The 26952-nt window shown below is 45.2% G+C and carries 24 protein-coding genes; 10 read left to right on the plus strand and 14 right to left on the minus strand.

Annotated features, from left to right (window positions below):
• Positions 1-6: 6 nt before the first annotated feature.
• Genes HBNXNv_RS00925 through HBNXNv_RS00940 form a run of 4 tightly spaced genes read left to right on the plus strand, consistent with a single transcriptional unit; the run spans position 7 to position 5187 of the window.
• On the plus strand, positions 7-435 hold the full coding sequence (locus tag HBNXNv_RS00925; RefSeq protein ID WP_347720960.1) for a hypothetical protein: 429 nt from the start codon (positions 7-9) through the stop codon (positions 433-435).
• The gene (locus tag HBNXNv_RS00930) at positions 428-2233 is read left to right on the plus strand and encodes a hypothetical protein (protein WP_347720961.1); all 1806 of its coding nucleotides are present in this window, start codon (positions 428-430) and stop codon (positions 2231-2233) included. Before HBNXNv_RS00925 ends, HBNXNv_RS00930 begins: the two co-directional genes overlap by 8 nt.
• A gap of 3 nt (positions 2234-2236) precedes the next feature.
• The gene (locus HBNXNv_RS00935; RefSeq protein ID WP_347720962.1) at positions 2237-2932 is read left to right on the plus strand and encodes a hypothetical protein; all 696 of its coding nucleotides are present in this window, start codon (positions 2237-2239) and stop codon (positions 2930-2932) included.
• Positions 2929-5187 (plus strand): COG1470 family protein, encoded by a 2259-nt coding sequence (locus HBNXNv_RS00940; protein ID WP_347720963.1) that lies wholly within the window; start codon positions 2929-2931, stop codon positions 5185-5187. Before HBNXNv_RS00935 ends, HBNXNv_RS00940 begins: the two co-directional genes overlap by 4 nt.
• Here HBNXNv_RS00940 and HBNXNv_RS00945 read toward each other — a convergent pair.
• From HBNXNv_RS00945 to HBNXNv_RS00965, 5 genes are all read right to left on the minus strand, one after another.
• A complete protein-coding gene (locus tag HBNXNv_RS00945) occupies positions 5184-6746 on the minus strand; it encodes a hypothetical protein (protein WP_347720964.1) in 1563 nt (520 codons plus the stop codon). The genes HBNXNv_RS00940 and HBNXNv_RS00945 overlap by 4 nt on opposite strands.
• Positions 6747-6777: 31 nt before the next feature.
• Complete coding sequence (locus HBNXNv_RS00950) at positions 6778-7725, minus strand: vWA domain-containing protein (RefSeq protein ID WP_347720965.1); 948 nt, start codon at positions 7723-7725, stop codon at positions 6778-6780.
• A 2-nt stretch (positions 7726-7727) separates the two neighbouring features.
• On the minus strand, positions 7728-8615 hold the full coding sequence (locus tag HBNXNv_RS00955) for a DUF58 domain-containing protein (protein ID WP_347720966.1): 888 nt from the start codon (positions 8613-8615) through the stop codon (positions 7728-7730).
• Positions 8616-9626, minus strand: a complete 1011-nt coding sequence (locus HBNXNv_RS00960; protein ID WP_347720967.1) for an AAA family ATPase — start codon at positions 9624-9626, stop codon at positions 8616-8618.
• A 116-nt stretch (positions 9627-9742) separates the two neighbouring features.
• The gene (locus tag HBNXNv_RS00965) at positions 9743-10876 is read right to left on the minus strand and encodes a hypothetical protein (protein ID WP_347720968.1); all 1134 of its coding nucleotides are present in this window, start codon (positions 10874-10876) and stop codon (positions 9743-9745) included.
• Between the two features lie 331 nt (positions 10877-11207).
• Here HBNXNv_RS00965 and HBNXNv_RS00970 point away from each other — a divergent pair, with 331 nt between their 5' ends.
• The 4 genes from HBNXNv_RS00970 to HBNXNv_RS00985 are packed head-to-tail and all read left to right on the plus strand — an operon-like array spanning position 11208 to position 16498.
• A complete protein-coding gene (locus tag HBNXNv_RS00970) occupies positions 11208-12311 on the plus strand; it encodes a COG1361 family protein (RefSeq protein WP_347720969.1) in 1104 nt (367 codons plus the stop codon).
• A complete protein-coding gene (locus tag HBNXNv_RS00975; RefSeq protein WP_347720970.1) occupies positions 12304-12798 on the plus strand; it encodes a hypothetical protein in 495 nt (164 codons plus the stop codon). The genes HBNXNv_RS00970 and HBNXNv_RS00975 overlap by 8 nt, the downstream gene beginning before the upstream one ends.
• Positions 12759-13535 carry a hypothetical protein gene (locus tag HBNXNv_RS00980; protein ID WP_347720971.1) on the plus strand — a complete coding sequence of 259 codons (777 nt, stop codon included), beginning with the start codon at positions 12759-12761 and terminating at the stop codon, positions 13533-13535. Before HBNXNv_RS00975 ends, HBNXNv_RS00980 begins: the two co-directional genes overlap by 40 nt.
• Before the next feature lie 35 nt (positions 13536-13570).
• Complete coding sequence (locus HBNXNv_RS00985) at positions 13571-16498, plus strand: COG1470 family protein (protein WP_347720972.1); 2928 nt, start codon at positions 13571-13573, stop codon at positions 16496-16498.
• A 26-nt stretch (positions 16499-16524) separates the two neighbouring features.
• Here the strand turns inward: HBNXNv_RS00985 and HBNXNv_RS00990 are convergent, their stop codons facing one another.
• Positions 16525-17304: a P-loop NTPase gene (locus HBNXNv_RS00990; protein WP_347720973.1), complete on the minus strand. Its 780-nt coding sequence runs from the start codon at positions 17302-17304 to the stop codon at positions 16525-16527.
• 113 nt (positions 17305-17417) lie between these two features.
• Between HBNXNv_RS00990 and HBNXNv_RS00995 the strand changes: the two genes are divergently transcribed.
• Entirely contained in the window at positions 17418-17837 is a 420-nt protein-coding gene (locus tag HBNXNv_RS00995) for a hypothetical protein (protein WP_347720974.1), read from the plus strand.
• A gap of 27 nt (positions 17838-17864) precedes the next feature.
• Here HBNXNv_RS00995 and ppsA read toward each other — a convergent pair whose 3' ends face one another.
• The 8 genes from ppsA to thrS all read right to left on the minus strand — a co-directional run bounded on the left by ppsA (position 17865) and on the right by thrS (position 25725).
• Positions 17865-20378, minus strand: coding sequence for a phosphoenolpyruvate synthase (gene ppsA / locus HBNXNv_RS01000; RefSeq protein WP_347720975.1), 2514 nt, complete (start codon positions 20376-20378; stop codon positions 17865-17867).
• A gap of 102 nt (positions 20379-20480) precedes the next feature.
• A complete protein-coding gene (locus HBNXNv_RS01005; RefSeq protein WP_347720976.1) occupies positions 20481-21128 on the minus strand; it encodes a translation initiation factor IF-6 in 648 nt (215 codons plus the stop codon).
• Between the two features lie 3 nt (positions 21129-21131).
• On the minus strand, positions 21132-21593 hold the full coding sequence (locus tag HBNXNv_RS01010; protein WP_347720977.1) for a hypothetical protein: 462 nt from the start codon (positions 21591-21593) through the stop codon (positions 21132-21134).
• 46 nt (positions 21594-21639) lie between these two features.
• Entirely contained in the window at positions 21640-21813 is a 174-nt protein-coding gene (gene rpl39e / locus HBNXNv_RS01015) for a 50S ribosomal protein L39e (RefSeq protein WP_174603628.1), read from the minus strand.
• A 10-nt stretch (positions 21814-21823) separates the two neighbouring features.
• Positions 21824-22150: a DNA-binding protein gene (locus tag HBNXNv_RS01020; protein ID WP_347720978.1), complete on the minus strand. Its 327-nt coding sequence runs from the start codon at positions 22148-22150 to the stop codon at positions 21824-21826.
• A 6-nt stretch (positions 22151-22156) separates the two neighbouring features.
• On the minus strand, positions 22157-22561 hold the full coding sequence (locus tag HBNXNv_RS01025) for a 30S ribosomal protein S19e (protein ID WP_347720979.1): 405 nt from the start codon (positions 22559-22561) through the stop codon (positions 22157-22159).
• Between the two features lie 55 nt (positions 22562-22616).
• Positions 22617-23717: an aminopeptidase gene (locus HBNXNv_RS01030; protein ID WP_347720980.1), complete on the minus strand. Its 1101-nt coding sequence runs from the start codon at positions 23715-23717 to the stop codon at positions 22617-22619.
• Positions 23718-23799: 82 nt separating this feature from the next.
• Positions 23800-25725 carry a threonine--tRNA ligase gene (gene thrS, locus HBNXNv_RS01035; RefSeq protein ID WP_347720981.1) on the minus strand — a complete coding sequence of 642 codons (1926 nt, stop codon included), beginning with the start codon at positions 25723-25725 and terminating at the stop codon, positions 23800-23802.
• A 201-nt stretch (positions 25726-25926) separates the two neighbouring features.
• On the opposite strand from thrS, the gene HBNXNv_RS01040 reads away from it, so the two are divergent.
• Entirely contained in the window at positions 25927-26919 is a 993-nt protein-coding gene (locus tag HBNXNv_RS01040) for a glycosyltransferase family 4 protein (protein ID WP_347720982.1), read from the plus strand.
• Positions 26920-26952: the final 33 nt, after the last annotated feature.

The following is a 26952-nucleotide window of genomic DNA, read 5'->3' on the forward strand; positions in this document are numbered from 1 at the left end:
TAGAGTATGAATTTTCAGGATCCGCGCAAGAAAATCAGAGAACTTGAGTACGAATACACTTTTGACAAGACAGAGCTAGGCAAGGTAATGGTTATTGCATCGCTGACACTTCTGATCGTGTCGGTGCACACACTTATGACTCTGCAACCAGCGATCGATGAGGCCAAGCAGACAGAGCAGAGACTCGACCAGCTGGACGCGGTAGTCTCCACGGACGCATTTAACGACAGTCTTCAGGCCATAGATGATCTGCAGGGCACCAATATCGGCGACCAGATGCAGTACGCAGTCTCAACATTCAGAGGTATGCAGGTAACAACCAATGACCAGCAAGCGATATACTCGGAACTAGAGCAAGCCAGCAAAACCTACCAATGGCTCGTATTAACGGGTATAATAGGCCTGGTAGCTGGCCTGGCGACAATCTATGTATAGAAAAATTTTTCTAGCCATCCTGGCAATCTTTCTAACAGCCAGCGCATCAGCAGCAAACGCAACAATAACTTTAGAAGCCCAGAACTCTCAGGGAAGCACAGTAGATGCAGAATACCTGGTAAAACAGGGAGGGACAACCGTGGCCTCTGCACAGAACCTTCTGGACACAAACCTGACAGAAAATGAAAACTACACGGTAATACAGAACTTTCAGGGGTCAGGCCCGGATATCAATGCCACATGGCACGATCTCAACCTTACAGCAGACATCTCACCTCAGATGCAGGTCATCAACTACGCTTCATCCGGTCCCTACATCGTAAATCACGAAAAAGTGTACGCGTTGGATGATACAGGATTAAACTATAATACTGTCGAAATAACGTATGGAAGGCCTTCCTCGCCTGAAAAAATCCTTTACTGTTCAAGCTACGACTTCGGATCCTCAAGCTGCAGCTCATGGCAAATACAGGATACCTCAACATATACTACTTCTACGGGCTCTCAGACCTTCAGCTTCAATACCTCGACTTTCAGCGCTTACTCCGCAGGAAACACCTCTCCAAGACTCCAGCTCAACAATATAACAGTACACAATGTCACAGGCCTCTCACAGTCCAACAAGGAAACTGGTGGAGAACTGGTTGATTATGGTACAAACACTACTCTAAATCTGAAACAGGCCTCAGAGAATACATACAGATTTTCCTTTACAGTAGAGAATACAGGGAGCCAGAACTGGAGTATAGCACCTGAAGATATACTAAGACACTCGGGACTCAACAGTGCATGGCCTGTAGGCCAGATCTGGTACAATCTTAACGGCCAGAAGACTGGAGGAACTGTTTTCACAGACTACCTGGAGTGGGATACCTCAAACAACGGTGTTCTAGAGACAGAAGGTTCTTCAAGCCAGATGGAGGCCAGTTACCTCGTAAACATAACAGATACTTCCACGAACACGTATCAGCAATCCTTCAACGCAACAGATGATGATTCCTCGGCCTCAATATTTGATCAACATGATCTGAAGGTGGAAAAAGTCGGCGATCTTGATGTCGAGCTAATTACGCCACCCAATAATACTCTTCTCAGACAGAACGGAACCTTCTATATTGTAGCCAATGTAACCTGCGGCCCTGACAACTGTGGCAACGTTACAGCCACTCCTCGATACAATACTTCCACAGGCAAACAGATAATGCCAGAGAACTCAGGCCAGCCATTCCATCTAGATGAGGCCGCCCAGAAAGAATGCGAACTGTCATCGGGACAGGAATGCCAGCTTAACTGGACAACAAATGCCACAGGAGAACAGGACTCCTACCATCTGATCGATGTCAACGCCTCCACACAGGAAGGCCTGACCTCGGCAGTCTCTAATGAAAGCCTGGTAGAAATTGACAGTATCATCCTCATGGATCTTGCTTTCAACGTTATAGATTTTGGTGTCCTTGATCCGGGCTGGCAGGACAGGCCTGCGGAAGGAAACAGCAATGATCAGTACAATATAAGCATAGATGAAAACAGCAAACCTGTAGAAGGCCTCTGGGTGAAAGGAACAGATCTAACGTCTGAAGCAGATCCAAGCTACGAGATAGGAGTCTCAAACATCAGCTACAATCTCGAAAACAACGTCGACACCGCCAGCACCTTGCTGCATAACTACACGAAGATGGCCTCAAATATTGACCCAGGTACAATACTCACGTCATATTACTGGATTGATGTGCCGTATGGAATGACTCAGAGCGGCTATAATGGAACCATTACATTCAAAGCAAATGCAACTGACTGAACCATGAAAAAGAAAGCTATCCTACTCCTGATCACAGCACTGTTTTTCATCTCAATGTCGTCCGCAGAGATAGCTATAACTGTCCCACAGCAGAACAAAGAAATAGAATCTCTCAAAACCAATTATCGTATCGGATTTATCAACAACGGCCCACAAAAGACAGTAAATCTAAGCTCAGATGCTCCAGAATATCTAGATATTTCAATGCCTTCTACAGTAACTCTTCCTGAGTCCGGGCCTGAATCTACGCCTGAAGGAGATAACTGGTATCAGGTAGAGCCTGGAAAATACCTGAAAATTCATTACTACTCGATAGAGGTCTCAATAGATCCTCAGACAGATCAGAGAGATTTTAATTTTACTGTTTCGGCCGCTACTTCTCATCAATCAGGTGTGGCGAGGCCTGAGGTTGAAAATATCCGTCAACTTCTATTTACTTTAAGTACTACTTCGCCAGAGATAGATACTTCTTTTGACGGTGATTTATTTACTGAGAATGAAACTTCAGAGAATGAAGATCAGCAGTCGGATAGCGGTGTTGAGGAGAAGGAATTAAACTCTAGCAGTTCCTCTCAGAACCAGTCTGCTGAAAATATTCAAGAAGAGGCAGAAGACTCTGGGTTTGACGGCCTCACTATTCTTCTGGCGGTAGGTATAACTGTTAGCGCAGCGTATGTTGTGCTGGAGGGATTCCTTTGAGAAAGAAGATAGTGTTCATCGGCCTGGTCTTGCTTTTCGCTGGAATATCGGCGGGAGAGGAGTTTACTGTAGCTAATTCTGGCAGCGGCGATATTTCTGAAGGATCAAAGATTGTTGTCGAGTATAATGTTTCTGAGAGTTCGGATTACGAACTTTCGATCCAGGATTCTGATGATGACGTTGTTCTCTCCGGTGCACCAATGGTGCTGATCGATTCTTACAATGGTACGACAAATTCTACTACAGAGAGCACAAACGAAACCAGTACATCTACTAGCTCTGACGGTAATGAAACTAATGCCACCACATCTTCTGATGACAGCTACTATGTCTATCAGTACAATTATACTATTCCTGATGACCCACAAGTAGGATTCTGGGAGGCCCAGGTATTCGACGATTTCTCAGCTCAGAACTCTACAGAGTTCGCAGTAGAGCCCAAGAGGCTGAGAATTGTAGAGGCCCGTTCGAGGCCTGACTTCAAGAACTCGGAGGACGATGTCTCTTTCTACGCCGAGGTTACTAACGTGGATGAAGGCCTTGACTCGCTGGATGTTACTGTGGCCAATACTTCTATTGATTCTCGTTCTATGAATCTTCAGGAGTCAGGCCACTTTTACCAGACTTATACTTATGAGGCAGGCAGGTTTCCTGAGGGCACGTATAATTACGGTATAAATTTGAGAGGCGGCGATGGGACAACGGATTCAAAATCCGATGAATTCTATGTTTACTCTTCCAATGTCGATGCTGATAGCGCTGATATCAGTGCCAGTATTTCAAGCCTCTGTGGGGTTGAAGTCCAGAGATTTAGAGCTCCGGGGGGAGGAGTTCTTTCTCTGAATGGTTCTGGCAGCTTTATGGTTGATTTCAATAATAATGGCAGTGCTAGAGCGAACTTATCCGCTGATCTAAATGTAACCTATCAGAATGAAACTCAGTGGCTTCCTGAGGATGGGAGAGAGGAGTTAGGGCCTTACATGAATCTTTCCTATGATCCTATGAATGATAGTTTGCTGCCTGGAGAGTCCTCTGATACTTTTGTCAGGCAGTTCAATAAAACAGATGATCTTGGTTTCTACACAGGCCATCTAGATATGAATGCTACCTGCACGATTACTGACGGTGCTGCACAAAACCCGGTTGTTTATGGATACCAGGACTTTGATCTGTATGATTACACTAATTTCCGTGTTCTTGTTGCTGGTGGTGGCAGCGGTGGTAAAGGTAACCCTACAGGAGATCAGGCGGTTCCAAGAGATGCTAATCAGTCAGGTTCTGAATCAGATCAGAACGTAGAGGGAGATAACGACAACCCTGGTCAGACGGAGGTAGAGGTTCCTGTACCAGAACCAGAACCTGTGCCGGAACCAGTGCCTGAGCCAGATCCAACTGTTAACTTGAATGTTGAGGCCTGGAATGTGTCGGCTTCAACTGATAGAGGCCGTTTCGCCCGTATAAAGCTTAAAGTTGAGAATATTGGAGGTAGTCCGGCCTCTGATGTTGTGATACGTCCTGATACTGATCTTCTTCCAGGAGAATGGAGTGCAAGGCCTGCTAATATTGCGAATCTTTCTGTAAATGAAACTGTGAATAGATCTGTGTTTATTCAGCCTTCTGAATCGGTTAATCCTGCTACTTACAGGCTGGTTATGAGAGCTAGGAACTCTGAGAGGCTTCTGGATATTGAGGAAACTCTTCTAACGGTTAATCAGGAGGTTTTCCGGTCTGAGATCAGGATAAGTGAGGCCCCACAGGTTGTCAGGATTGGAGCTAATCAGGGTAATCAGATTCCTCTTTTGATCCAGAATATTGGTGAAGGCCCTGTTAACAGCACTCAGGTACAGGTTCAGAATGTTGAGAGCTGTGGCTCTATAAGTGCGGAGGATGTAGGAGTCATCAATGTCAATGAAAGTAAGTCGCTTACTCTGAACGTCAATGCGTCTGACAACATTGAGGACTGTAATGCAACTGTTATTGTCTCGACAAACGATGGTTCTTACTCTTTCTCCAACATGCAGATCCAGGTGGTGGCTGATCAGGGTATTGTGCCGCCAGAACTTAGATTTCCGGTCTTTGCGTCTGCATGGACAATTCTGCTTGTAATCTACTCAATTGTAATGACAAGATACGAACTCAGCAGTTTGAGCGTCAGGATTCCATTTATACTTCTGATAGTTGGAGAAGCTGCAATATTCATCTACATCTCGGCAGAGTACTACAGCCTGATACCGGCCTTCCTGCTACCATTCTAGAGGTCTTCAACCACGTGCTTACATAGAGCAATAACTTCATCGGCTTCTACGTCGATCTTCTTGATATATTGCTCTCTGTTCATGGTCTCAAAGAAGTCTGCAAGTTGTTTCATATTGTCCGAGTCCTCAGGCAACTGTTCTGCCAGCTCCTGGTATGTAAGTTCGCGTTTTATACCTAGCTCGGTCTCGAGATATCCTTTCATCACGTGAGCTGTCTTTACCGCTACCTCTCTATCGCTTTCAAGCTTGGAGTATTTATCAAGAACCTCTTTCACATCAGAATCATTCATACTGCCGTCATCGTCACCTTGGCCTTTATCATCGCTGTTCAGACGCGCACTAATCTTTTCACGGAAGTTCTGAATCTTCTCTCTAGGCCCTCCACCTTCGTCTTCTTCCTCTTCATCTTCGCTATCTCTTACAGCCCCCATCAACATCTGAAGATCTTCCTCGGCCTCTTCACGCATCTCCTCCTGGGACTTATCAGAATCATCTTCCTCCCCATCAGAACTTTCCCGGCCTTCGTCAACATCAATTTCCAGCTCTTCTGCAATCTTTCGCAGATCTTCTGTGCTGGACTGCTGAAGTTTCTCAGGATCAAGGCCTTCATCTTTCAGGCCTCCGATCAGGCCTTCTCTCTCCTTCTTATCGTCTCTGATTGACTTCAATTCGTCGATAGGGATATTTTCGAGTTCGTTATCTGGCACATCCATGTCAATGTCTTCAAGTATCTCTTTTTTCTTCTCAAACTCGGAAACTTCTTCATTTTCTCCCTTGCTATCTCCTTCCTCTTTTTCCTCTGTTTCTTCTTCACTTTCGGCCTCTTCACTCTCTTCTTCTGATTTATCTTCCTCTTTATCATTTTTGGAATCCTCTTTTTCTTCTTCGGAGGCCTCTTCATTGTTTTCTTTGTCGTCAGAGTCTTCCTCGTCTTCGCTATCCTCTTCCTCGGTTTCTGGTTCTTGTTCGCCGTTCTCTGATTCTTCATCTATGTCGGAGTCCTTTTCTACTGTTTCCAGATCGGATTCCAGTTTTTCAATGTCTTCGCTGGTTTTCTCTAGATCTTTCTCTACTTTTTTCTGTCTTATTTTCTTCTCAAGGAATTTTTTGGCAGTCTTTCGATCCTTGACTTTTTTCTCGGAGTTTAGAAGTGTCTGCATTACTTCTACGCTAGGATTGTTTTCTGTTACATATTTCTTGATGTCTGCAACTGTTCCACCAACTAGATCAAGGAGATCTTCCTGGCTGACGTCCTCTGCCTGGTCTCCATCAAATTCTGCGCTTTCAAGTTCCGTTACTTCGTTCATAAGGCCTTCAATATGTTCGAGTTCGTCCTCTGCCAGGCCCAATTTCTGCGATACCTTCTGTTTCTCCATCTGTCTGTCAATTATCTCGAGAACTTTCTCTCTGTTTTTTCCTGATTGTTCGGCCGATCTGAGAATTTCAAGGTCGTTGACAGGTACCTCTCTGCTTTCAATCTCTGATCTGAATTCTTCTACGCTGCTTGTTGTCAGTGATGAGATGTCGTTGATCTCGAGTTTTTCCAGTTCGTCGGCCATAGTATTCAACTAGTTTTTCTGAATTTAGTTGTTAAGGTAGGATTTCAAGACCGGTACTTTTCAGCACCCACTCCACTATCAGAAGCAGGGCACCGAGGAAGATAAATACTGTAGTGAAGTCCTGAGCAGTTTCTCTATTGGTAATACCCACAATTTCAGGATCCAGAGCTGTATTGTTGGTCATGAAGACGCTTTCTCCGCCTGTGCTGTTTGAGAGTCTTTCAAGTTCGTCTTCGTTAAGGTTAGGGAAGTCAGCTCTTGAAGCATTGTTCCCGTTAATTATCTGGTACTGATCTCCTTCTCTGTTCTTTCCAAGGCCTATAGTGTAGACTGAAATATTATTGTTGTTTGCAAATCGGATAGATTCATTGATTCCCGATCCTACATTGTTTTCTCCATCGGTGATAAGTATTATTCTTCTTGGTGTTGTGGAGTTCTGAAGGATTGTGCCTGAGCTTATGACCGCGTCACCGATAGCTGTACCGGCCCTGTCGCCTATCTCCATCCTCCTGATATCTATCTTTTTCTCTGCAAGATTTCCAGAAGGCTCTGAAACCACGTTTACATCTCCAGAGTATGATACGAGGCCTAGTGTTGTCTGATTTGTCATTTCATCTACGAGGCCTGTTGCGATATCTTTTGCTGCCTGGAATCTGGTCGGTTCTATGTCGGTTGTGAACATTGATGAGGATGAGTCTACTGCGATGACGTAGCTTGCGTCTGCTACTGATGTTTCTCTGACAAGTTCTGGCCCTGATACTCCGATTATGAGGCATGTGATTGCTGCGAGTTTTAGGAAGGCCAGTATATTGCTGGATCTGAGGAAGTTTCCTCCTGCTACTTTCTGAAGTGTTTCATAGTTCCCGAACTTCATGGCGCGGGCCTTCTTCATTTTTCGGGAGTAAATGGTTATTCCAAATAATAGGCCTATGATGAGTCCGAGGAGTGGTGCGTACTGGTATGAGAACTGTATTTCCATTTTTACCAGTCACTTCCGGTTTCATCCATGTACTCTGCGAAGGCTCCGGAGAACTGTTCTCGGGTGTCGACCTTGATCACTCCTGCTCCAGCACCTTCCATTTTTGATTTCAGAGCTTTCTCTTCGTTTCGAGCTTTTTCGTTGTACTTCTCCCTTATCTTGTCAGTATTTACTGTCATCTGCTGGCTTCCGGCCGGTGATTTGAATCTCATGTTTCCGCCCTCCGGCAGTTTGTAGTCTCTTAGATCGCGGGTCATGATGCACATTACGTGCCTGAACTTTTCTGACGCAATTTTCATTTTTGCCTTCCAATCTCCCTTGGCCTCGATAAAGTCTGATACAATGAATAGGGCGGTGTTGGCCTTGATCTGTCCAATAGTATCATTGAGGGCCTCTTCCAGGTTGAAGGTTCCGCCGTGGTTACTGAATTTGGTGACTTCGAGAAGTACTTTCTGGTACTGATCCTGGCCTCCATCAGGATTGATTGTTATCTGATCGTCACCGTACATTCCGAATCCCGCGTTAATTCCGGCGTCGATAGAAGCGTATGTTAGAGCAGCTGCGACAACTGCAGCGTACTCTGACTTCATCTTGTCCGCGGTTCCAAACATCATGGAGTCGGAGACATCGAGAATAATGTAGACGTCCATATCTTTCTCCTCCTCATACTCTTTAACGAACAATGCGTCTGTACTTGCAGAGTTCTTCCAGTCGATTCTGGATGCGTCGTCTGTTACCTGGTACTCTCTGAGGTCGGAGAATTCGATACCTGAGGCCTGAAACTGTTCTTTGTATTTTAACGCGAATCTGAAGAGTTCGGCAACACGTTTAACTTCTGTATCAACTCTTGCAGTTAAATCGTCGGAGCCGAAGAAGTCCTCTTCCTTCATCTACCTCACCGGCACTGTATTTACAATATCATCGATTATGTCCTTAATTTCAATTCCCTGGGCCTCTCCCTCGTAGTTAAGAAGGATTCTGTGGATGAAAACTGGCTCGATAATGGCTCTGACATCTTCAGGTGTTACATAGTGTCTCTTGTTGTATAGTGCGTGAGCTCTTGCTGCCAATGCAAGGTTAATGCTTGCTCTCGGTGTGCAACCCCATTCAATGTACTCTCCGTATTCCAGGCCGTAGTTTTCAGGGTTTCTGGATGTATCCACGAGGTCCACAATATATTCCTTGATCTCCTGACTGACAGTTACCTGTTTTGCGAACTCCTGTATTTCGAGCACGTCTTCGTCGTCTACAACTACTCCAACATCGAAGTCCTCGTCGTCCATAATGTTTGCGTTCATGTCGATAATCTTCTGTTCGTTCTTCTTCTTAGGGTAGTCAAGGTAGATCTTGAACAGGAAACGATCGATCTGGGCCTCCGGCAATGGGTATGTTCCACCCTGCTCTGTAGGATTCTGTGTGGCCAGTGTGAAGAATGGCTCTGGCAAATGGAAGGTCTGGTCTCCAATCGATACTTTGTGCTCCTGCATGGCCTCAAGCATCGCACTCTGAACCTTTGGAGGAGCACGGTTAATCTCATCTGCAAGAATAAAGTTTGCAAAGATAGGCCCTTTCTCAACGTAGAAACCTTTATCCTCGTTGTAAGCCTCTACACCGACAATATCTGAAGGAAGCTTGTCGGGAGTGAACTGGATGCGGTGGAAATCAGTGTTTCCAACTACGCGGCCCAGTTGTTCAACTAGAAGAGATTTTCCAAGGCCTGGTACTCCCTCAAGAAGCACGTTACCTCCGGCTACAATCGTCAATAGTATCTTGTTAATAACATCTTCCTGGCCAATATATCCTTTCTGAATTTCCTTCTCCATCGTGCGGATCATCTCTCCAAACTCATCCGCAGTCTCACTCATCTCTTCCTCAGAATAATCGGCGTACTTACTGACCATATATACAAAACTGGCAAGGCCCGAATAAAAAAGTCTACACTCAGTTGTGGATGCTAGAAAATTTCTGATTTGAAAGAAAAGAGAAAGAAAAAGAAATGGAAAATGTAGGTTAAGCTCTATCTCTGAGCGCTCTGGTCTGATGTCACATAGAATGTGATCTGACCTTGTGAAACTCCTCCCTGTGGAACTCCCTGTGGAACTTCAATTGCTGTGTCCACGGTTAGTCCTTCTCCTGGGAGAAGCATTCTCTCAGGGTTGGCGGAGTCTGCGTTCAGAAGGAACTGTGATCGTTCTCCAGTCTCAGTTCCTGCTGTCAGGTCATCTACGTCTCCTGCCTGGACATTGTAACGGGTTCTAATTGTCCCTGCGTCAGAAATTGCTGACTTACCTGTATCACAACCGGTAAGTACATCGTACTCTCTGTAGCTTCCGTCAGACATGTTGAGTCTGATACCAGTCTCTCCGTCTCCTGACTTTGTTGCTACACCGTAGCTTCCTGTTGTTGATACGATGTTATACTCTCTCCAGTCTCCTGGCCCGCTGTCTGTGAAGTCAACGGTTCCGAATGAGTCTGGGGAGTGAGCTGTGTTTCCTACTCGGATGATACTTGGACCACTTGAACCATCGCAGATGTCGTCAGATGCTACTGGGATTACCCAGAAGTACCATTCGCTTCCTGCTCTGAATCTTCCAACGTATACATCGTCAACACCTGAATCTACTTCTGTAGGTGCTGCTTCGATGTAAGAGGGAATATCTCCTCTTTCACTACTCCATGAGTTTGCATACTCATGTCTATTAACGTAGTGATATGTTGATGTGTTTCCTCTTACTGAGGATTTCGAAGAAGAGTTTGCAGGTTTGATCTGTAGGAAGTTTCCTGCGTCATATTCTCCTGGAAGTCCTGTTCCGAAAGGATTGTCGGAAGGTGCCGTAGCTGACGTCCAAACTCGATCAATGTACTCTGAACCAATATTTTCCAGTTCAATTGATCCAAAACTGTTTCCTCCGTTGTCTCCTGTTAGAGTTTGAGTTCCTACGTCAAGACTGTTATAGTCTAGAGACTCTGGCTTGACATCGATCGCTGTCTTACTGGCTACAGATACTGTGATATTAGAGCTTTCTGAAGTGTTAACGTCGCCATCACTTGTGTTCTGAGTGTTATCTCCTTCAAGAGATTGTGCTGTCGCTGAGAAAGCCATTCCGAATGCTAGAAGTGCTACTGCTAGAATTGTCAATTTTTTATTCATATTGTCACCTCCTTTGATTTGTAAAGGGTTTTGAGTTGAACCAGCCCTATAGGGTTGGGATGTGTCGTTTCTAGGACTGACTGATCAGTCATCCCTAACTTTGCTGGTAAAGAAATACTACTTTCTGAGGAGTTCTGCTTCTTATTGCTGTAGTCTACTATATTCATGTTTGGGTACACTGTGGTTCTATCTGTTTCAAAGCTAAACTCCCCCTTCTGAGCACAATTATCGTGGGCTTGTATAAAAAGGTTCAGTATGTAACAGGGCCTGTTAAAGGCCTTCTGTGCCGCCATATTAATCTATTAAAGGGCCTGAGACCAAATAAATTCTTATGAAGAAGCTTGGATTAGCAACTCTCGTACTTTTTCTGGTTTCGACTGCTTCAGCGGCCTCAGTAGGCACGAACCCTGGTTTCCAGGATTTTGGAGAGATCAGAAAAGGAGAGACAAGAGTTGCTAATGTCTATGTTACAACCACGGGATATGATAGTCCTTTTGCAGTAAGGCCTGTGGCCGGAGAGTCTCTTTCAAGTACTTACTTAGACTCCCAAGATAGTCCGTTCTCTCCTGCGGAATATTCTGGAGAGGATATAACTGAATGGATAAGATTTGATCAAAATGCGTTTAGAGTGACTCCAGCAAATACAACAGAGTATATTATTGGCGATGGAGTCACTGTAAATTATGCTGGTAGAATAAAGTTCTATATTGAGGTACCTCGAGATGCTGAGCCTGGTTACCATGCAGGCATGATCAATGTCAATCCTCAGTTGACTAATTCGGGAACAGGTTTTGGAGCAAGTACTAGAGGCCAGTCAATGTATACTTTTGTTTTCAGGGTTCCTGGAAATGTGGAGAAAAGTATTGATGTGGTTGATGCTCGCGGTATCAGGACTGGAGAAGATAGAGCAAGGATCGATATAAGAGTTGCTAACAGAGGAACGGTCACTACTAGCATTAGAGGTTCTAACATCGACGTATATAATAGGCAGACTATGTCAAAAGTCGATGATCTGCCTATAGGATATCATAAATTAGCTCCAGGACAGAGTAAAATTATATCCAGAAATTTAAGATCAAATTCTATAGAGGAAGGCTCTTATCAGGTTAATGGCAGCATCGAGTACATCGGAGGCAGCTCCTTTGTCAGCCAGCAGACTTTCTCGCTAGCTGATACTATTCAGGATAATCCTCCAGAGGCCTCGAGTTTCGGGCCTTCAGACACAGAAGGTGATTCAGGTAGTCCTATGTGGTTGCTGGGTCTTTTCGTTGTGATGGTGTCTGTTATCATGTATGCAATGGAGTTCGAGTTGTTCTCCATTATACTTGTTGGCGGAGGCCTTGGAATTGTTGGTTTCATCGTGTTTACAGGTATTCCGAACTGGACTTTGCTGATACTTTTAACAAGTACGCTGGGAATACTGATGTATGGATAACGTAGAGGACATGATGGATTCGTCAAATCTTCTTGTTGGAGCAGCTATTTTTGTTGGAGTTCTTGCAATTGTTCTTTTGACAGCCCCTTATGCTGCAGATAACGCTCTTCTAACAGAAAGAAAGTTTACTATACCGATTAACGGTTCGGTTGAAAATATGACTGGTAATGCAAGCTTTGGTGTATCTGCAGGTAGCGGTGGAGCACTTGACTTTGGAAGAATTGCTCTTGATGCATCTAACTCTACAAGAAATATTACCGTAGGTACTCCGGGCACAAACTACGTCAGACTGGATGCAGAAGGCAACATCACGGAGCACCTTGAATACAGCAAATACAATTACAATGTGTCCAGTATTCCTGTCAAGTTTATTGGAGAGGAAGAAGGCCAGTTTACAGGAAACATGACTGTAACAGTTCAGATACCTAAAGAGGATGGAGGGGAAGCATGGCTAGGAACAAAGTACTGGTTCTACTCACTGCAGTAATCCTGTCACTTTCAACGGCCTCAGCACTCAGCCTACAGGTAACAATCGACTCTATAACTACAGCCGATGTTAAGAATGTGCAGTTCCAGGAGAACTCATCTATCAGCAATGTTAATGCTTCAATAATGAACACAGGCTCCATAGGCTGCCAGTACAGATTAAAGCTATCCTACACCTATGCAAATGATACTTACTCATCATACTCAGATAGAAAGGCCCTATGGCCGGGAGCCTCTGAACTTGCAGAACTGAAGGCGCCTGTATTCAACTATACAGGCCCTGTTAACTCCAGTCTTTACGTAATGTACTGCGATCAAATTAGAGGGCTTGAAAACTTCACTTTCACGTCCACAGAGAACATCACAGTTAACTCCAGTGTCGAAAGCACTACAAGGTCTGTAACTGAGGAAGAGGCCTCTCTTGAGCTCGGTGTTGAGAGTGGAGAGCTTGTTCCTGTTGATACACCGCCTTACTGGAAGGCTTCGTACGCTGAGATAGAGAATGGCTCGGCTACTGTAGAGTATGAGGCCCCGATCTTTGATGAACGGCAGAACCTGACCTATCTGGTTAAATCTGGCGATGAGATTCTTGGAACTACAGAGGTTCAGCTTGAGGCCCGGAAAACGTTTGTAGATAGGATTATGAGTGTGGACAGGAAGTGGCTTTTCGGCCTGATCGGTTTCCTTGCTCTGATCAACGTCTTTCTGCTTTACAGAACTCTAACAAACAGGAATTAAAGATTTAAAGTAGTCCGCGAACAAATACCATCTAGATGTCTCCCGAAAAGAGATTTACAAAAATTATTCTGGCAGGCCTTCTCACTCTAGCTTTTGTCAGTGCTACAGCTGCTGAAATCAGCACGGCAGGAGATCAGGAAATAGTATGGAAGAACTCAAACATTCAACCACAGTTAACTGCAACATGTTCTCTATCTAATGCAACCAGTTCAGAAATTGAGGTAGGCACGTCAGGAGACAATGTTTTTACTGAAAGTTCGGGCCAGATAGATGTTGAATCTTCTGAGCTTCAAGGGGTCTGGAGCTCGACAAAGTACGTAAACTATACTTGTTCTAACGCAAATGATACTGTTTCAGAGGCCCGCAATCTCAGCTTTGTAAGTTTCTCGCTAGTGTCTAAGTCGAATGAGAGAAGTGATTATTCTGATTTCAATGGTATAAGTTTCGTAGGCCAGCTGATGAAGGATGAGAAAGGAAGTCTTGGTAACAGAAGAGGAATCTTTCTCTCCTTTAATGATATAAGTCAGATTGGAGAGGATGAGCAGCTGGAGGGCCTTAAGCAGAGCAGTTACTCTTTCGGAACCAATGGAAAGCTTGTTAACTCCGATCAGGAGCCAAAAGTTGATTCCAATAATCAATATGTCAAGGTATTTCCTCGTGTCAGGTCATATATTGAATCTGATCAGAGTTTTAAGGTAAGATTTGATGGTTCTGGTGTTTTTTCAGGCCTTGAGAAGAGAGTACCTGTCGATAGTTTCACTCCCTTTGTTCATGCCTGGAGTTCAAGTGTTGAGAGAGATCCAGGCCGCAGAATGGGTTTTGACCAGGTCAGGCAGGGAGCTTACGTCTACGAGCTCTTTATGGATTATGAGCCAAGTGATAACTTCCCTGAGACCGAAATTGATGATGATAACTTTGTACTTGATGTAGAAAAGAAGCAGTCTGACTGGGATTCTGGTTATGAGACTGTAAAATCCGATCTTGAGGTTTTAACTACTTCTGAGCCTGAATCGGGTTCTGCAAATTACAAGGTAGAGATCCCTCAGGTTGCGGATACAGAGCTTGAAGGCCTTGAAAACGATGATGATCCTTACAAGTTTGTACTCAAGTACCGTTACGTTGAGGACGGTAGTACTTACTCTTTCAAGGTAGATGAGATGCTGGTAGATAAAACCGATAATCCTTCTAGATTTTCAGGCCAGATACTGAATTCTGCTGGAAACGGCGTTCAGACTGATATGACTCTCAGTCCTTCAAATAATGATAATAGATACGTGATTTCTTCAGGGTCCAATGGCCAGTTCTCCAAGGATCTCTCAACAGATCTCAGTACCTCTTTCGATATTGGTATGGAGTTCTCGGATTCGGGCAGCAGGGTTTCAAGTGTTGATCTTTCTGGTGTGCGGTTGGAGGATGCAAATCTTGGTTCTCAGGATATTTCGGCTATTAACTTTGATTACTGGCAGAATCCTCAGGATGTTGCAGGCCTTGATATCAGTGGTTTAAAGCCTGTTAACATGATGGCTGTCAGGTTTGGTTATGATATTGGAAGTGTTGATTCGATAAGTATGGACTTTGATTCTTCTGAGGTTGCTCCGAAGAATTTGAAGGTCTACGAATGTGATGCCTGGAATTTCTGGGGCACGAGATGTGAAAGCAATTGGGACAAGGTCGCGGACAACAGCAACAGCAGTGTTATTTCTTATCCTGAGGTCTGGGCCAATATAGATAATGCAAATCTCTACGGTACCTCCGGTGGAGAGGAGATTTTGAGAAATGCCTATGTTATTGGAAAGAGCGCGAAGATTACTCTTCAGAACTCGATCAGTGTCGAAAGTTCAAGTGTAAAGTACAACGGCGAGTTCCAGGCCTCTGGAGTTCTTGTCAGCGATACAGGTGACAGAGTTTCGGATGCTGACGTTACTGTTTCTCTTGTTAAAGAAGGTGAGACTGTCGAGTCCTGGTCTACCAATTCTGACAGTACCGGTTCCTTCGAGATTTCGGAGACTGTTGATGATGCTGATGCAGGGAATTATCAGTTGAAGATTGAGGCCTCGAAAAGTCCGTATCAGAGCTTTGAAATGATGAGCGAGAAAACCATTGAGGTATACTACGAGACAGGTATCAGACTGGAGGCCCCTACCTCGAAAGAAGTTGTTCAGGGCAATAAGACCGAGATTGATATTACTGTTTCGAATACAGGCCAGCAGCCGGTTGAGAATGTTGATCTTTCGGTCAGCGGTGTGAAAAGTATTTACTACAGCTTTGATTCCAATGTTAACAGCCTTGATTCTGGCGAGAGCAGAAGTTTAGGCCTCACGCTTGATCTTCCGGCTGATTACTGTAATCTTCCTTGTGGAAGTCCTCCGCAGCTTGATATCTCTGTTTCAGGTAGTTCAAATGAGCAGGATGTCTCCGACAGTATTCTGACTTCGATTGTTCTCGTTGAGGGAGATACAGAAAATACTGATTCTTCAGAGACTGAGGATCAGGATACTTCAACCTCTGATTCCCAGAGTTCGACTGAGGATGAATCAAGTCCTGAGAGCTCTACCTCTCCAATCTCTAATATGCAGGATATGACTGGAGACTTTGTCCAGAAGCAGGGCGAATTGAATATTGCTCTTGGATTAATCTTCATCTTCACCATGATGCTGGCACTCTCAGTCAAGAAAAAGAAGGGTTCTGGAGATGACAGGAGAAGAGGTGGAAGTGGTAGAGGCGGTGGAAGGCCTCCGGTTCAGAGACCTCCTATTAATTCCTCTCAACAGGATCAGGAAGAAAATGAGGGTGATGAGTTAGAAGAATCTGAAGAAGATTCCGAAGACGAGGGAGAGGCCGAAGAGGATGAGTCAACTGCTGAAGATAGTGATGAGGAGGAAGAAGGTTTTGAGTGTAGTGTGTGTGGTGAAAGTTTTGAGTCGGAGTCTGGCCGTGATCTTCACGAGCAGGCCGTACATTAGCTGGTTTTAGAAGATAAAAATTCTCTTTAATTTAGGTTTCCTGATAGGTTGCCAAGTTTTCTCTTCAGTTTGGCGAATCTGGGCCTCTGGTATTCGTGGCCTCCTACTGATGCTGCGAGTTCTTTTATTTCGAGTGCGGCTTCTGCGAGTGGTTCGTGTTTGACTAGTGGTTCGCTTTCGAAGAGGCTTTTTCTCATTGTGTGGTCGTGTGGTATCTGGTGGAGGATGTGTGATTCTGTCATCATTTCTATTTCTCTGTCGATGAGTTCGATTTCTGGGTCTCCGGATACTTTGTTGACTACGGTGCCAAGTACTGGTTGTCTGAGTTCTTTGGCTTTTTCGATTATCTGTGCTGCGTTTACGCCTGATGTCTGTGTTGGCATTGTGACTATCATTAGTTCGTCGACTGACATCATGATGTTTTCTACTGTTGAGTTCAGGCCTGGAGGGCAGTCTACAAGTACATAGTCTGATTGTTCTGCTGCTGTTTCCAGTACCTCTCTCAGGTTTGAGATGTCGGGTTCGACGAAGTCTATTTCGTTGGATGATACGATTCCTTTGATGCCTGTTGGGTGTCTGAATATTGCTGATTCTGGTTCGGCATCTCCCTGTAGAACTTCCTGTATTTTGACAGGGTGGTCGTATCGGCCCAAGTATACTCCCAGGTTAGAAGCTGCGAAGTCAGCGTCGACTATAGTTACTTCGTTGCCGAAGTCGCTTAGGGATACTCCCAGGTTTACTGTTAGGCTGGTCTTTCCTACTCCACCTTTTCCTGAAATAAGGCCTATTATCCTGCCTTTAGACATCTAATTAGAGTTTCTTCTCTCAGGTTAATAAATCTAGGTGCGGAAAGCCCGAGGAAAATTTCTCAAGGTGTTACTCCGTAGACTTTAAAACTTTTTACTAACAAGGAGTAGTTATGAATAAGTTTTGGGTTATTACGGGGGGAGTTCTGGTTGTTGCTCTGGCGTTTTTAGCGCTTGAGATGCCAGGAAACAATACAATAAACTTTACTGATCTGGAGACGGAGTGCAGATATGATAGAAGCACTGCTTTTGATATAAGTTTGAAGCCAGGCAACAGACTGTCCTTTGAAGGACATTTCCCTGTCAATAATACTGAGTCAGATCTTTCTTACCGTTACAGGAGAAGCGGAGATACTATCAGACTGAATATTGTCGCTGATGAAGATGACAACGTTCCTGAGAGCTTCTACAACAACTGTCTTGCTACAGTTGTCTACGATGCTCAGACATCAAGTATTCCAGAAGGCCGTTACGATGTGATTCTGGTTCACGACGGTGAGGAAGTTGAACATCAGGTAATTGGAATAAAGTAAGAAAAAAGAAGGTTATGAGGAGATAGGTTATCTCAGGGAGTATTTTTTCCCGTCATCGTCTTCCTCTACTTCTATTTTGCCTTCTTTTGCCAGCCATCCGAGAGCTTGGTTTAGCTTGTTGGAGTTGACTCCTGATGCTGTTTCCAGTATCTTGTTGGCTGTTGCTGTTCCTTGCTGGTTGAGTGTGTCGTAGATCTGGCCTGCGGTACTTCCTATGTCGGCCTCTACATCTACCTCTACTTCTACGCTGCTTCTTTCGTCCTGATTTTCCTCGATCTCTGCTACTTTCATGATTGTTTCGAGGGCCACGTCTGGTGACACTGAGATGGCGTCGATTCCTGCGTCTACAAGGAATTCTGCGTATTCGTCGTGGGTGGATGGTGCGTCTCCACAGATTCCTACGTGCCTGTCTTTTCTGTGGGCCTTGTTGATCAAGGTTCTTACTGATTTCTTGACGGCTTCATCTCTTTCGTCGAATACGTGTTTCAGTTTGTCGCTGTTTCGATCGACTCCAAGTGTGAGCTGTGTGAGGTCGTTCGTACCTACTGAGAATCCTTCGAACATCTCTGAAAACTCCTCAGCACGCAAGATGTTGGCTGGTATCTCAGCCATGACGTATACCTCTATGTCTCCCTTGTCTAGGCCATACTCTTTCATCTTTGCCCTGACTTTTCTGGCTTCTTCCATGGTTCTGCAGAAAGGTACCATGACTGTCAGATTGTCAAGGCCTAGTTCGTCGACGCATTTGCGCAGTGCCTTGCATTCGAGTTCGAAGGCCTTTGTGAATTCTTCGTCGTAGTAGCGGGATGCTCCTCTGAATCCGAGCATTGGGTTGGCTTCGTCTGGCTCGTATTTTTCTCCTCCTTCAAGCTGTGCGTATTCGTCGGATTTGAAGTCGGATAGTCTGACTACTACCTGGTCTGGGTAGAATGCTGCCGCGATTTTTCCAATTCCGGATCTGAGGGCCTCTACGTATTCGTCTCCTCTGTCCTGTTCGATGAGGTGGAGAGGGTGTTCTCCTACGTGGCTGGAAATGATGAATTCTTCTCTTGCTAGGCCTACTCCGTCGACTGGTAGCTGTGCGAGGTTGAAGACCTCTGATGGTTCTCCGATGTTGATCTGTACATCGGTTTCTGTTTCCGGTATTTCGTCTAGGTGGTGTTCTTCGATGTCGAAGTCGAGTTCTCCTTCCCAGATTTTTCCTGTTGAGCTGCTGCCGTCTACTGTTACGTCCTGTCCATCGTGGAGGCTGGATGTCGCTGTTTCTGTTCCGATTACTGCTGGTACTCCGAGTTCTCTGGATACGATTGCTGCGTGGCTTGTTCGGCCTCCTTTGTTGGTGATGATTGCTCCGGCCTTCTTCATGATTGGCTCCCAGTCTGGGTCAGTCATGTCTGTTACGAGGACTTCTCCTTCCTCGAACTGGTCGATCTGTTTCGGACTGTCGAGGACGTGGGCCTCTCCGGATCCGATTTTTGATCCGATGGCTGATCCTTCGAGAAGTACTTCAGATTCTTCTCTGAGTTTGTAGTCTTTGATTACGTTTTCGTCTTTTTCGGACTGTACGGTTTCTGGCCGGGCCTGTACGATGTAGAGTTCTTTGGTTTGGCCGTCTAGAACCCATTCGATGTCCATTGGTTTTCCGTAGTGTTCTTCGATTTTCAGGCCATATTTTGCGAGTTCCTTGACCTGGTTGTCGGTTACGCAGAATTTTTCTCTTTCGTCCTGTGGTACTTTGACTCTTTCGTTGTCTTTTCCTTCTTCTTCGCTTCTTACGAGTTTGATTTCTTTGTCGCCGACTTTTCGTTCAAGTATTCCAAGGTTTCTTTTCAGTACTGTGAATTCGTCCGGGTTTACTTCGCCTGCGACGACGAGGTCTCCTAGGCCGTATGCTGCGTTGATTGTGACTACATCTTCGAATCCGCTGTCTGGATCCATGGTGAACATGACTCCTGCGCTTCCTGTGTCGGAGCGGCCCATTTTCTGGACTACTGCGGAAAGTTTGACGTCGAAGTGGCTGAATCCTTTGTCTTCACGGTATGAGATTGCTCTGTTTGTGAATAGGGATGCGAAGCAGGCCTTGATTTTCTGAATTAGTTCTTTTTCTCCTGATACGTTGAGGTATGTGTCTTGCTGGCCTGCGAAGCTTGCTCCTGGCAGGTCTTCTGCTGTTGCGGAGGAACGTACTGCTACTTTTGGTTCGTCGACTCCCAGTTTTTCTTCGAGTTCTCTGTATGATTTTACAAAGCTTTTTCTGAGGTCTTCGGGCATGTCTGCGTCTTGGATGTGGCCTCTGATTTTTTCTCCTCTCTTCTGTATATTGTTTACGTCGTCGACGTCTAGGTCTGAGAGAAGGTTTTCGATTGTGCTTTTGAGGCCGGTTTCCTTCATGAATTGTTCGTAGGCGTCCGCTGTTGTAGCGAATCCTGGTAGTACAGGTACGTCTACTTCGTTTTGAAGTTCTCCGAGGTTAGCGCTTTTACCTCCCACGCGGGAAGTATCGTCTGCTGTAATGTTTTCGAACCAGAGTACGTTCGGCATAATATTTTAGAATGGAAAAGCCCTGAATTTAAAGAGAGCGTTATGATTCAAGGGTAAAAAAGATCTGCAGAAAAGTTTTTCTGTTTCGTCAGGCCCTGAAAGCTATTTTTCGACAAGTACGCGGTCGATTCTTCCTACTTCTGGTCCTGAGGTGTCCTGGCCTGTGACTACTGCGTTGTCGTTCGTGAGGATTCCTGCTCCTACGAAAGGTGATCCTGTGTTTACTGTTCCAATATCTGCGTGTTCTACGTCCAGTACTTCTTTTACCTTTTCAGCTGTTTCTTCTGAGGTATCTCTGTGCAGTAGGACTCCTCTGCTGTTTGCTGCTCCGCATGAGCCAGGGTTCGGTGTGCCTGCTATATCCATTACCTCTACGTCGACTTCGAGGGCCTCTTCTATTTTTTCTTTCTGGTCTTCGAGGTTGCGGCTGATTACTGCGCCGTTATCGTTTGCGAGCACCAGGTTCCCGAGTGCTGTTTCCTCTGAGTCTATAACTGTGTAGTCTATTCCTGCTTCGTCCATTTTCTTTTTCTCTATGTCGGTTGTTACGTCAGGGATTAGAATGCTGTTGGAGTTACCTGCCGTGAATAGGCCTACAAGTCTTGTTCTCGCTACATAGGTATCTACATCTTCCGTGTCGAATACTTCTTTCTCCTTGAATTCTGGAGGGAAGATTGCTTGAGAGTTGGTTACTGTGGCGTAGAAGCCGATGTTTGAGTTACCGAGGTAGTTGTAGCGAGAAAGTTCCATTGATTATCCTTCCATCTTTCCTTCGATGAATTCTTTCAGGGTCTTTCTGTCCTTTCCCTGTTTCTCTGCTTCTAGAAGTGCTTCGTAGTCTGGATTATCCATTTCTGAGATAGCATCTTTTGCATCTCCTACAGTCCCGCCAACTACATCGCTGTAATCTTCTGCGGTGTCTTCTTCAGTTGACTCTTCGGTGGTTGATGTCTCCTGTGTTGTGGTTGTTTGTTGGGAAGGCGTTTCTGCTGGGTATGCTACTTTTCTTCCGTTTTCTTCCTCTACTTCAACTGTTACTTTGGATGGTGGGCTGGATCCTCCTTTTCTCCAGATTGACTGGTTTAGTTCTGGAGATATGCTTACATCTCCTTCTGCGTTCTGAAGCTTTTCGCGTAGAATGCTCATGGCTTTCTTTGAACGCTTGTTTCTGCCTACTACTTTGGCTCTTGAGAGATTGAATTTGTGTCTTGTCATTGTTGAAAACTCCTTTTACCCTATGAAAAGGGTGATAAGTGGGGATTTACTCGTCTGTGTCGTTCCGTCTCCAGTGGCGGCTCTTACGAGGCTTGATGGATCTCTTCATTGCTCTGTCCATACCGAATGCTTTCAGTGAAACCCACCGTGGAGCAGATTTAGCTGTCTTGTTGGCCTTTGAAAGCCTTTTCTTCTTACCTAGTGACTTGTTTGAACTCATAGTACAGTTTTCACCTCCTGAACTTTATATCTGAACTGTTTTTCTCCTTCTCACTCTGGAAGGATTTCAATATGTCTTTAAGCTGCTCGTCTGTAACTTTTTCCACTCTTCCTGAGCGGCCCAGTCGAGCAATCTGCATCTCGATGCTGGAAGCAAGGTCGGGTTGAGCAACGCGGATGTTGCCCATTCTTTCCTTCGCGTTTTTTGTCAGGTATTTTGAGGCCTGTTGTTTGATCTGATCTCTTTGATCTTCGAGGGCCTCTTCCTCTGACTGTTGCTGTTCTTCTATCTCGTTTCTTTTCTGTTCGCGAAGTTTCTCCAGCTCGTCTTCGTCCATTGTCCTTTATAGTTCGTCGGACTTTTCGTCGAGGAAGCTTTTACCTTTCTCTGTAATTACTCGGCCTTCTCCTTCCTCTGTCTCTACGTAGCCTGCTTCTTCAAGGTTCTGAAGTGCAGTACGGATTACGCTGCCTGATGCCTTTCCGTGGTGTTCAGGACCGTGTCCGTTGTTCTTGTTGCCTCCGTAGATTGTTCTGAGTCTGGAGACTCCTAGCGGGCCGTCTGTGTAGATCTTTCTCAGGATTGCTGCGGATCTGATGTGGTACCAGTTGTCCTGATCTGGTGTACGATCCTTGTGCTGTCCTGTTTTTACGAAATTACTCCATTCTGGGGCCTCGAAGTCATCTTCGAGTTCCTCTGCTACTTTCTGAATCAGAGGCTCCGCTTTTACATCGTATACTGTGGTCATACATTACACCGATGTTCAAAAACTTTTAAATCAAACCGGCGCGAATATCTGTTCTTCACTGGAACACCCATTCTCCGTTTTCCTGGACTAGTTCTCCGTCAACGTATATTTTTCCGCCGTTTCTGAGTTCCTTGACGATGTCCCAGTGGATTCCGGACTGGTTTCTGACGTCTTCTGGTGCACATTCCTCGTAAGCTCTTCCAAGAGCCAGGTGGATTGTACCCCCGATTTTTTCGTCGAATAACGTGTTCTTGATGTGGTCTGTGATCTGACGGTTGGTTCCAATACCAAGTTCTCCAACCCTTTTTGCGCCTTCGTCGGTGTCCAGCATTTTCTCCAGGTATTCCTCGTTTTTCTCTGCGGAGTAGTCCGCTACTTTTCCGTTTTCGAATTCCAGGTAGATTCCAGCTACTTCGTTACCTGAGGCAATTCCAGGATAAGTGAACTTAATATGACCCTCCAGAGATTCCTTAATTGGGGCGTAGAAAACCTCACCCGCAGGAATATTGTGATCGCCGTTGTCGCATACTCCTTCACGGCCTTCAAGACTCAAAGTTAATTCAGTATCTTCGGCCTCTATCCTGACCTCTTCCGCTCCATCGAAGACTTCTTTGATCTCCGCGTTTTTCTCTTCAAGGCCTTCCCAGTCGACCTCTGTAACTGCCTCTATTACGAAATCTCTGAACTCTTGTGTTGGCATTCCTGCTTCCTGGGCCATTGCATCTGTAGGGTATCTTGTGGTGACCCATCTCTTGTCGAGTCTTTCCGTTAGAATATCCTGTGTGGCTTCTTTTCTGGCTGATATTTTCTCCGAGTTGAGGCCTGCTAGTTCTTTCTCGTTGTCGCCTCCACCGATCCGGATGTATGCATCCATTTTCTGCATTTCCTGGAGTTTGGCCTCTGACATGTGTTTCATTTGTTCTTTTGTTCCGTGTTTTACCCAGTCGTAGTCCAGGCCTTCGCTGCTGATCTGTGAGTCGTACACGAAGTGTTCGTGTGGGTATGCTCCTTTCTTTATTATCTGTCTTCTGACTTCGTCGAAAAGTTCTTTGGATTCTACTGACTTGGATAGTAGGTATACGTTGTCTCCTTCTTCGATTTCTGCTGCTCTTTCGACTAGTACTTTGGCAAAGTCCTGGATTCGCTGGGATGTCATGTATTAGAACCCGTAGGCTAGGAATTTAACTCTAATCTAGAACTGATAAAGAGAAAAAATTGGGGGGAAAGGAAAACGGCCTTTACTGGAGGAAGTCTGGCTCCAGTTTCTTCTCCTCTACTTCCTTTTTGAGGGCCTCTCTGAATTCTTCTACTGTGAATCCGCGGTCTTCGTTTTCCTCACGATCTCTGACAGAAATTTCTCCGGCCTCCTGCTCGTCATCTCCCAAGATGAGCATGTATGGCACGTTGTCGTCGTGTGCGGCCTGAATTTTTTTCCCTACTGTCCAGCTTCTGTCCTCGATCTCTACGCGGAAGTCTGAAAGTTGTTCCTTGATTTTTTCTGCGTATTCTTTGTTGTCGTCGGTTACTGGCAGGATTCTGACCTGTTCTGGTGCTAGCCATGTTGGGAAGTCTCCTGCGAAGTGCTCGATCATGACGCCCATAAATCGATCAATGGATCCTAGGATTGCTCTGTGAAGCATGACTGGATAGTGTTCTTCGTTGTCCTCTCCTACGTATTTGAGGCCGTAGTTACGTGGAATTACGAAGTCGAGCTGTACTGTACCTAGCTGCCATTTCCGGCCGATTGCGTCCTCTACTTCTACGCCGATCTTTGGGCCGTAGAATGCGCCTTCTTCCGGTTTGACTTCGAAGTCACCTACTTTTTCGTTCATAGCGTTTTCTAGTGCTTCTTCGGCTTCTTCCCAGAGTTCGTCAGGTCCTTGGGCCTTTGGAGGCTTTGTCTCCATGATGAAGTTGACGTCGAATCCGAATTCGTCGTACATTTCGATGATGATGTCGAGGTGTTTCTTGATTTCTTCCTCGATCTGGTCTTTGCGCATGTAGGCGTGGCCGTCGTCCTGTGTAAGCCCTCTGACTCTTAGAAGTCCTGATAGCTCTCCGCTTTGCTCGTTTCTGTATACTGTTCCGAACTCTGAGAGCTTGATCGGTAGTTCTCTGTAGCTTTTCTTCCCTGAGTCGAAGATGTGGCTGTGGTTGGCGCAGTTCATAGGCTTCAGGCCGTATTCTGTGTCATCCTGCTCCCATGCGAACATTTCGCCCTCTTCTTTGAAGGCCTCGTAGTGGCCTGTCTTTTTCCAGAGTTCTGCCTTGTTTAGTTCAGGTGTCTTTACTTCTGTGTAGCCTAGTTCGGCGTTTTTCTCTCTGATGTAGTCTTCTAGTTCTCTCCTGATTTTCATGCCTTGTGGGTGGAAGTGTGCGCATCCTGGTGCGAAGTCAGGAATTGAGAAGAGATCCATTTCTTTTCCGATTCTTCTGTGATCTCTTTTTTCGGCCTCCCGTCTTTTTTCCAGGAAGTCTTCCAGCTCTGATTCTGATGGGAATGCTGTTCCATATACTCTTGTCAGCATCTCGTTTTCTTCATCTCCTCTCCAGTAGGCTCCTGCGATCTCCATTAGTTTGAAGCCACCTACTTCTCCAGTTGATTCTACGTGTGGGCCTTTACAGAGGTCTTTGAATTCTCCCTGTTTGTAGAAGGATACTTCTTCTCCTTCTCCGGCTTCCTCTGCGAGGATTTCCTGTTTGTACTTGTTGTCGGAGAAGAATTCTTCTGCTTCCTCTCTTGGAAGCATTTCTCTTTCTATTTCCAGGTCTTCTTCGATGATTGAGGCCATTTCTTCCTCTATTTCTTCGAAGTCTTCTTCGTCCAGGTCTACTCCGTCGATGTCGTAGTAGAATCCTTCATCAGTCCACGGCCCGATTGTAAGTTTTACTTCGTCGCCGTAGATTCTCTTCATGGCCTGTGCGAATACGTGTGCGGCGCTGTGTCTTAGTACTTGAGTGTATTCTTCGCTCTGGTCTGTGACTATTTCTATTTCGTCGCCGTCGCTGACTTGTTCTTCTTTGGCTACGAGTTCGCCGTTGATTTTTCCGGCTACTGTGTCGTCTCCGAGGCCTGTTCCTATTTCGTAGGCTACGTCTTGTATTGTTGAGTTTTCTTCTACTTCTAAACTGGAGCCGTCTGGTAGTCTTACTTCAATGCTCATTGAGAATCTCCTGAAAATCTTTGAATTGTATAAAAGGGTTTAGAACAGCTAAAGTTAAAGCTGGCTTGGTTGCGATACATGTAGGCCGAAGGTAAAACGTCCACCTTTCATTGTGTATGATTTTTGCAGAGTTTTTCTTAATAGTGTGTTGGTTGGCCTGGAAATCCCACATTTTTAATTTCTGTCTTATAATTTTGTACTGTGAGAGTCTGTCATTATACTGATTGCGAGTTTCTAGTCGGTGGCGGAATTGAGCAGTCGTTTAAGCTGCAGAGAAAAGCATTGGATAAAGCAGAAGTAAATTGGACGCCAGATTCTGCCGAAGATTTTGACATACTGCATTTGAATACGTTAACGCCTCTATCAATTTTCAACATGTTTAAGGCCAATATGGGAGGTAAGAAGGTGATTTACCATGTTCATTCGACGGCTGAGGACTTTGAAGGAAGTTTCAGGTTTTCCAAGTTGCTTTCTCCGGTTGTCGATTACTTTACTAGAGCGGTTTACTCTCGGGCAGATCTGCTTCTAGCACCTTCAAAGTATACCAAGAATATCTTGGAAGAGAAAGGTATGCAAAATGTTGAGGTTGTAAGTAATTCGTATTGCAAGGACAGGTTGGAAGGTTATGATGAACTTGATAGTGAATCTTTGAGAGATAGTTATGATGTTGATAAGCCGGTAGTCGTTAATCTTGCTGCGGTATTTGAGCGTAAAGGCGTGCCAGACTTTGTCGGTGCTGCAGAGGAGATAGATAATGTTGATTTCATCTGGTTTGGATCTCAGGTTAATAGTATTGTTCAAGGTTCAAAGGTGAATTCGCTTCTATCAGATCTTCCTGAAAACACTCAGTTTCCAGGATTCGTTGAGGATCCAAGGGAGGCCTTCGCAGTAGGAGATATCTTCTTTTTTCCCAGCACTGTTGAACATCAGCCTGTTTCCCTACTTGAAGCTCTTGCATGTGAAATGCCGATAGTTGTGCGTGATATTCCTCAGTATGAGGGCTGGCTGGAGGATAGTAAGAACTGTATTAAAGCAGACTCAAGAGAAGGATTTGTAGAGGCCATAGAAGAACTGCGTGATGATCCCTCTCTTCGAAAGAAATTGTCGGAAAACGCCAGTGAACAGTCGGAGAACCACACAGTTTCCCGTGTCGGAGATCGTTTGCAAGAAGTTTACTCGGACTGCCTGAACTGATTATTAGAAAAAAGTATTTCTTCATAAATCACC

The organism is Candidatus Nanohalovita haloferacivicina, from assembly GCF_029232205.1.
Taxonomy (GTDB): domain Archaea; phylum Nanohalarchaeota; class Nanosalinia; order Nanosalinales; family Nanosalinaceae; genus Nanohalovita; species Nanohalovita haloferacivicina.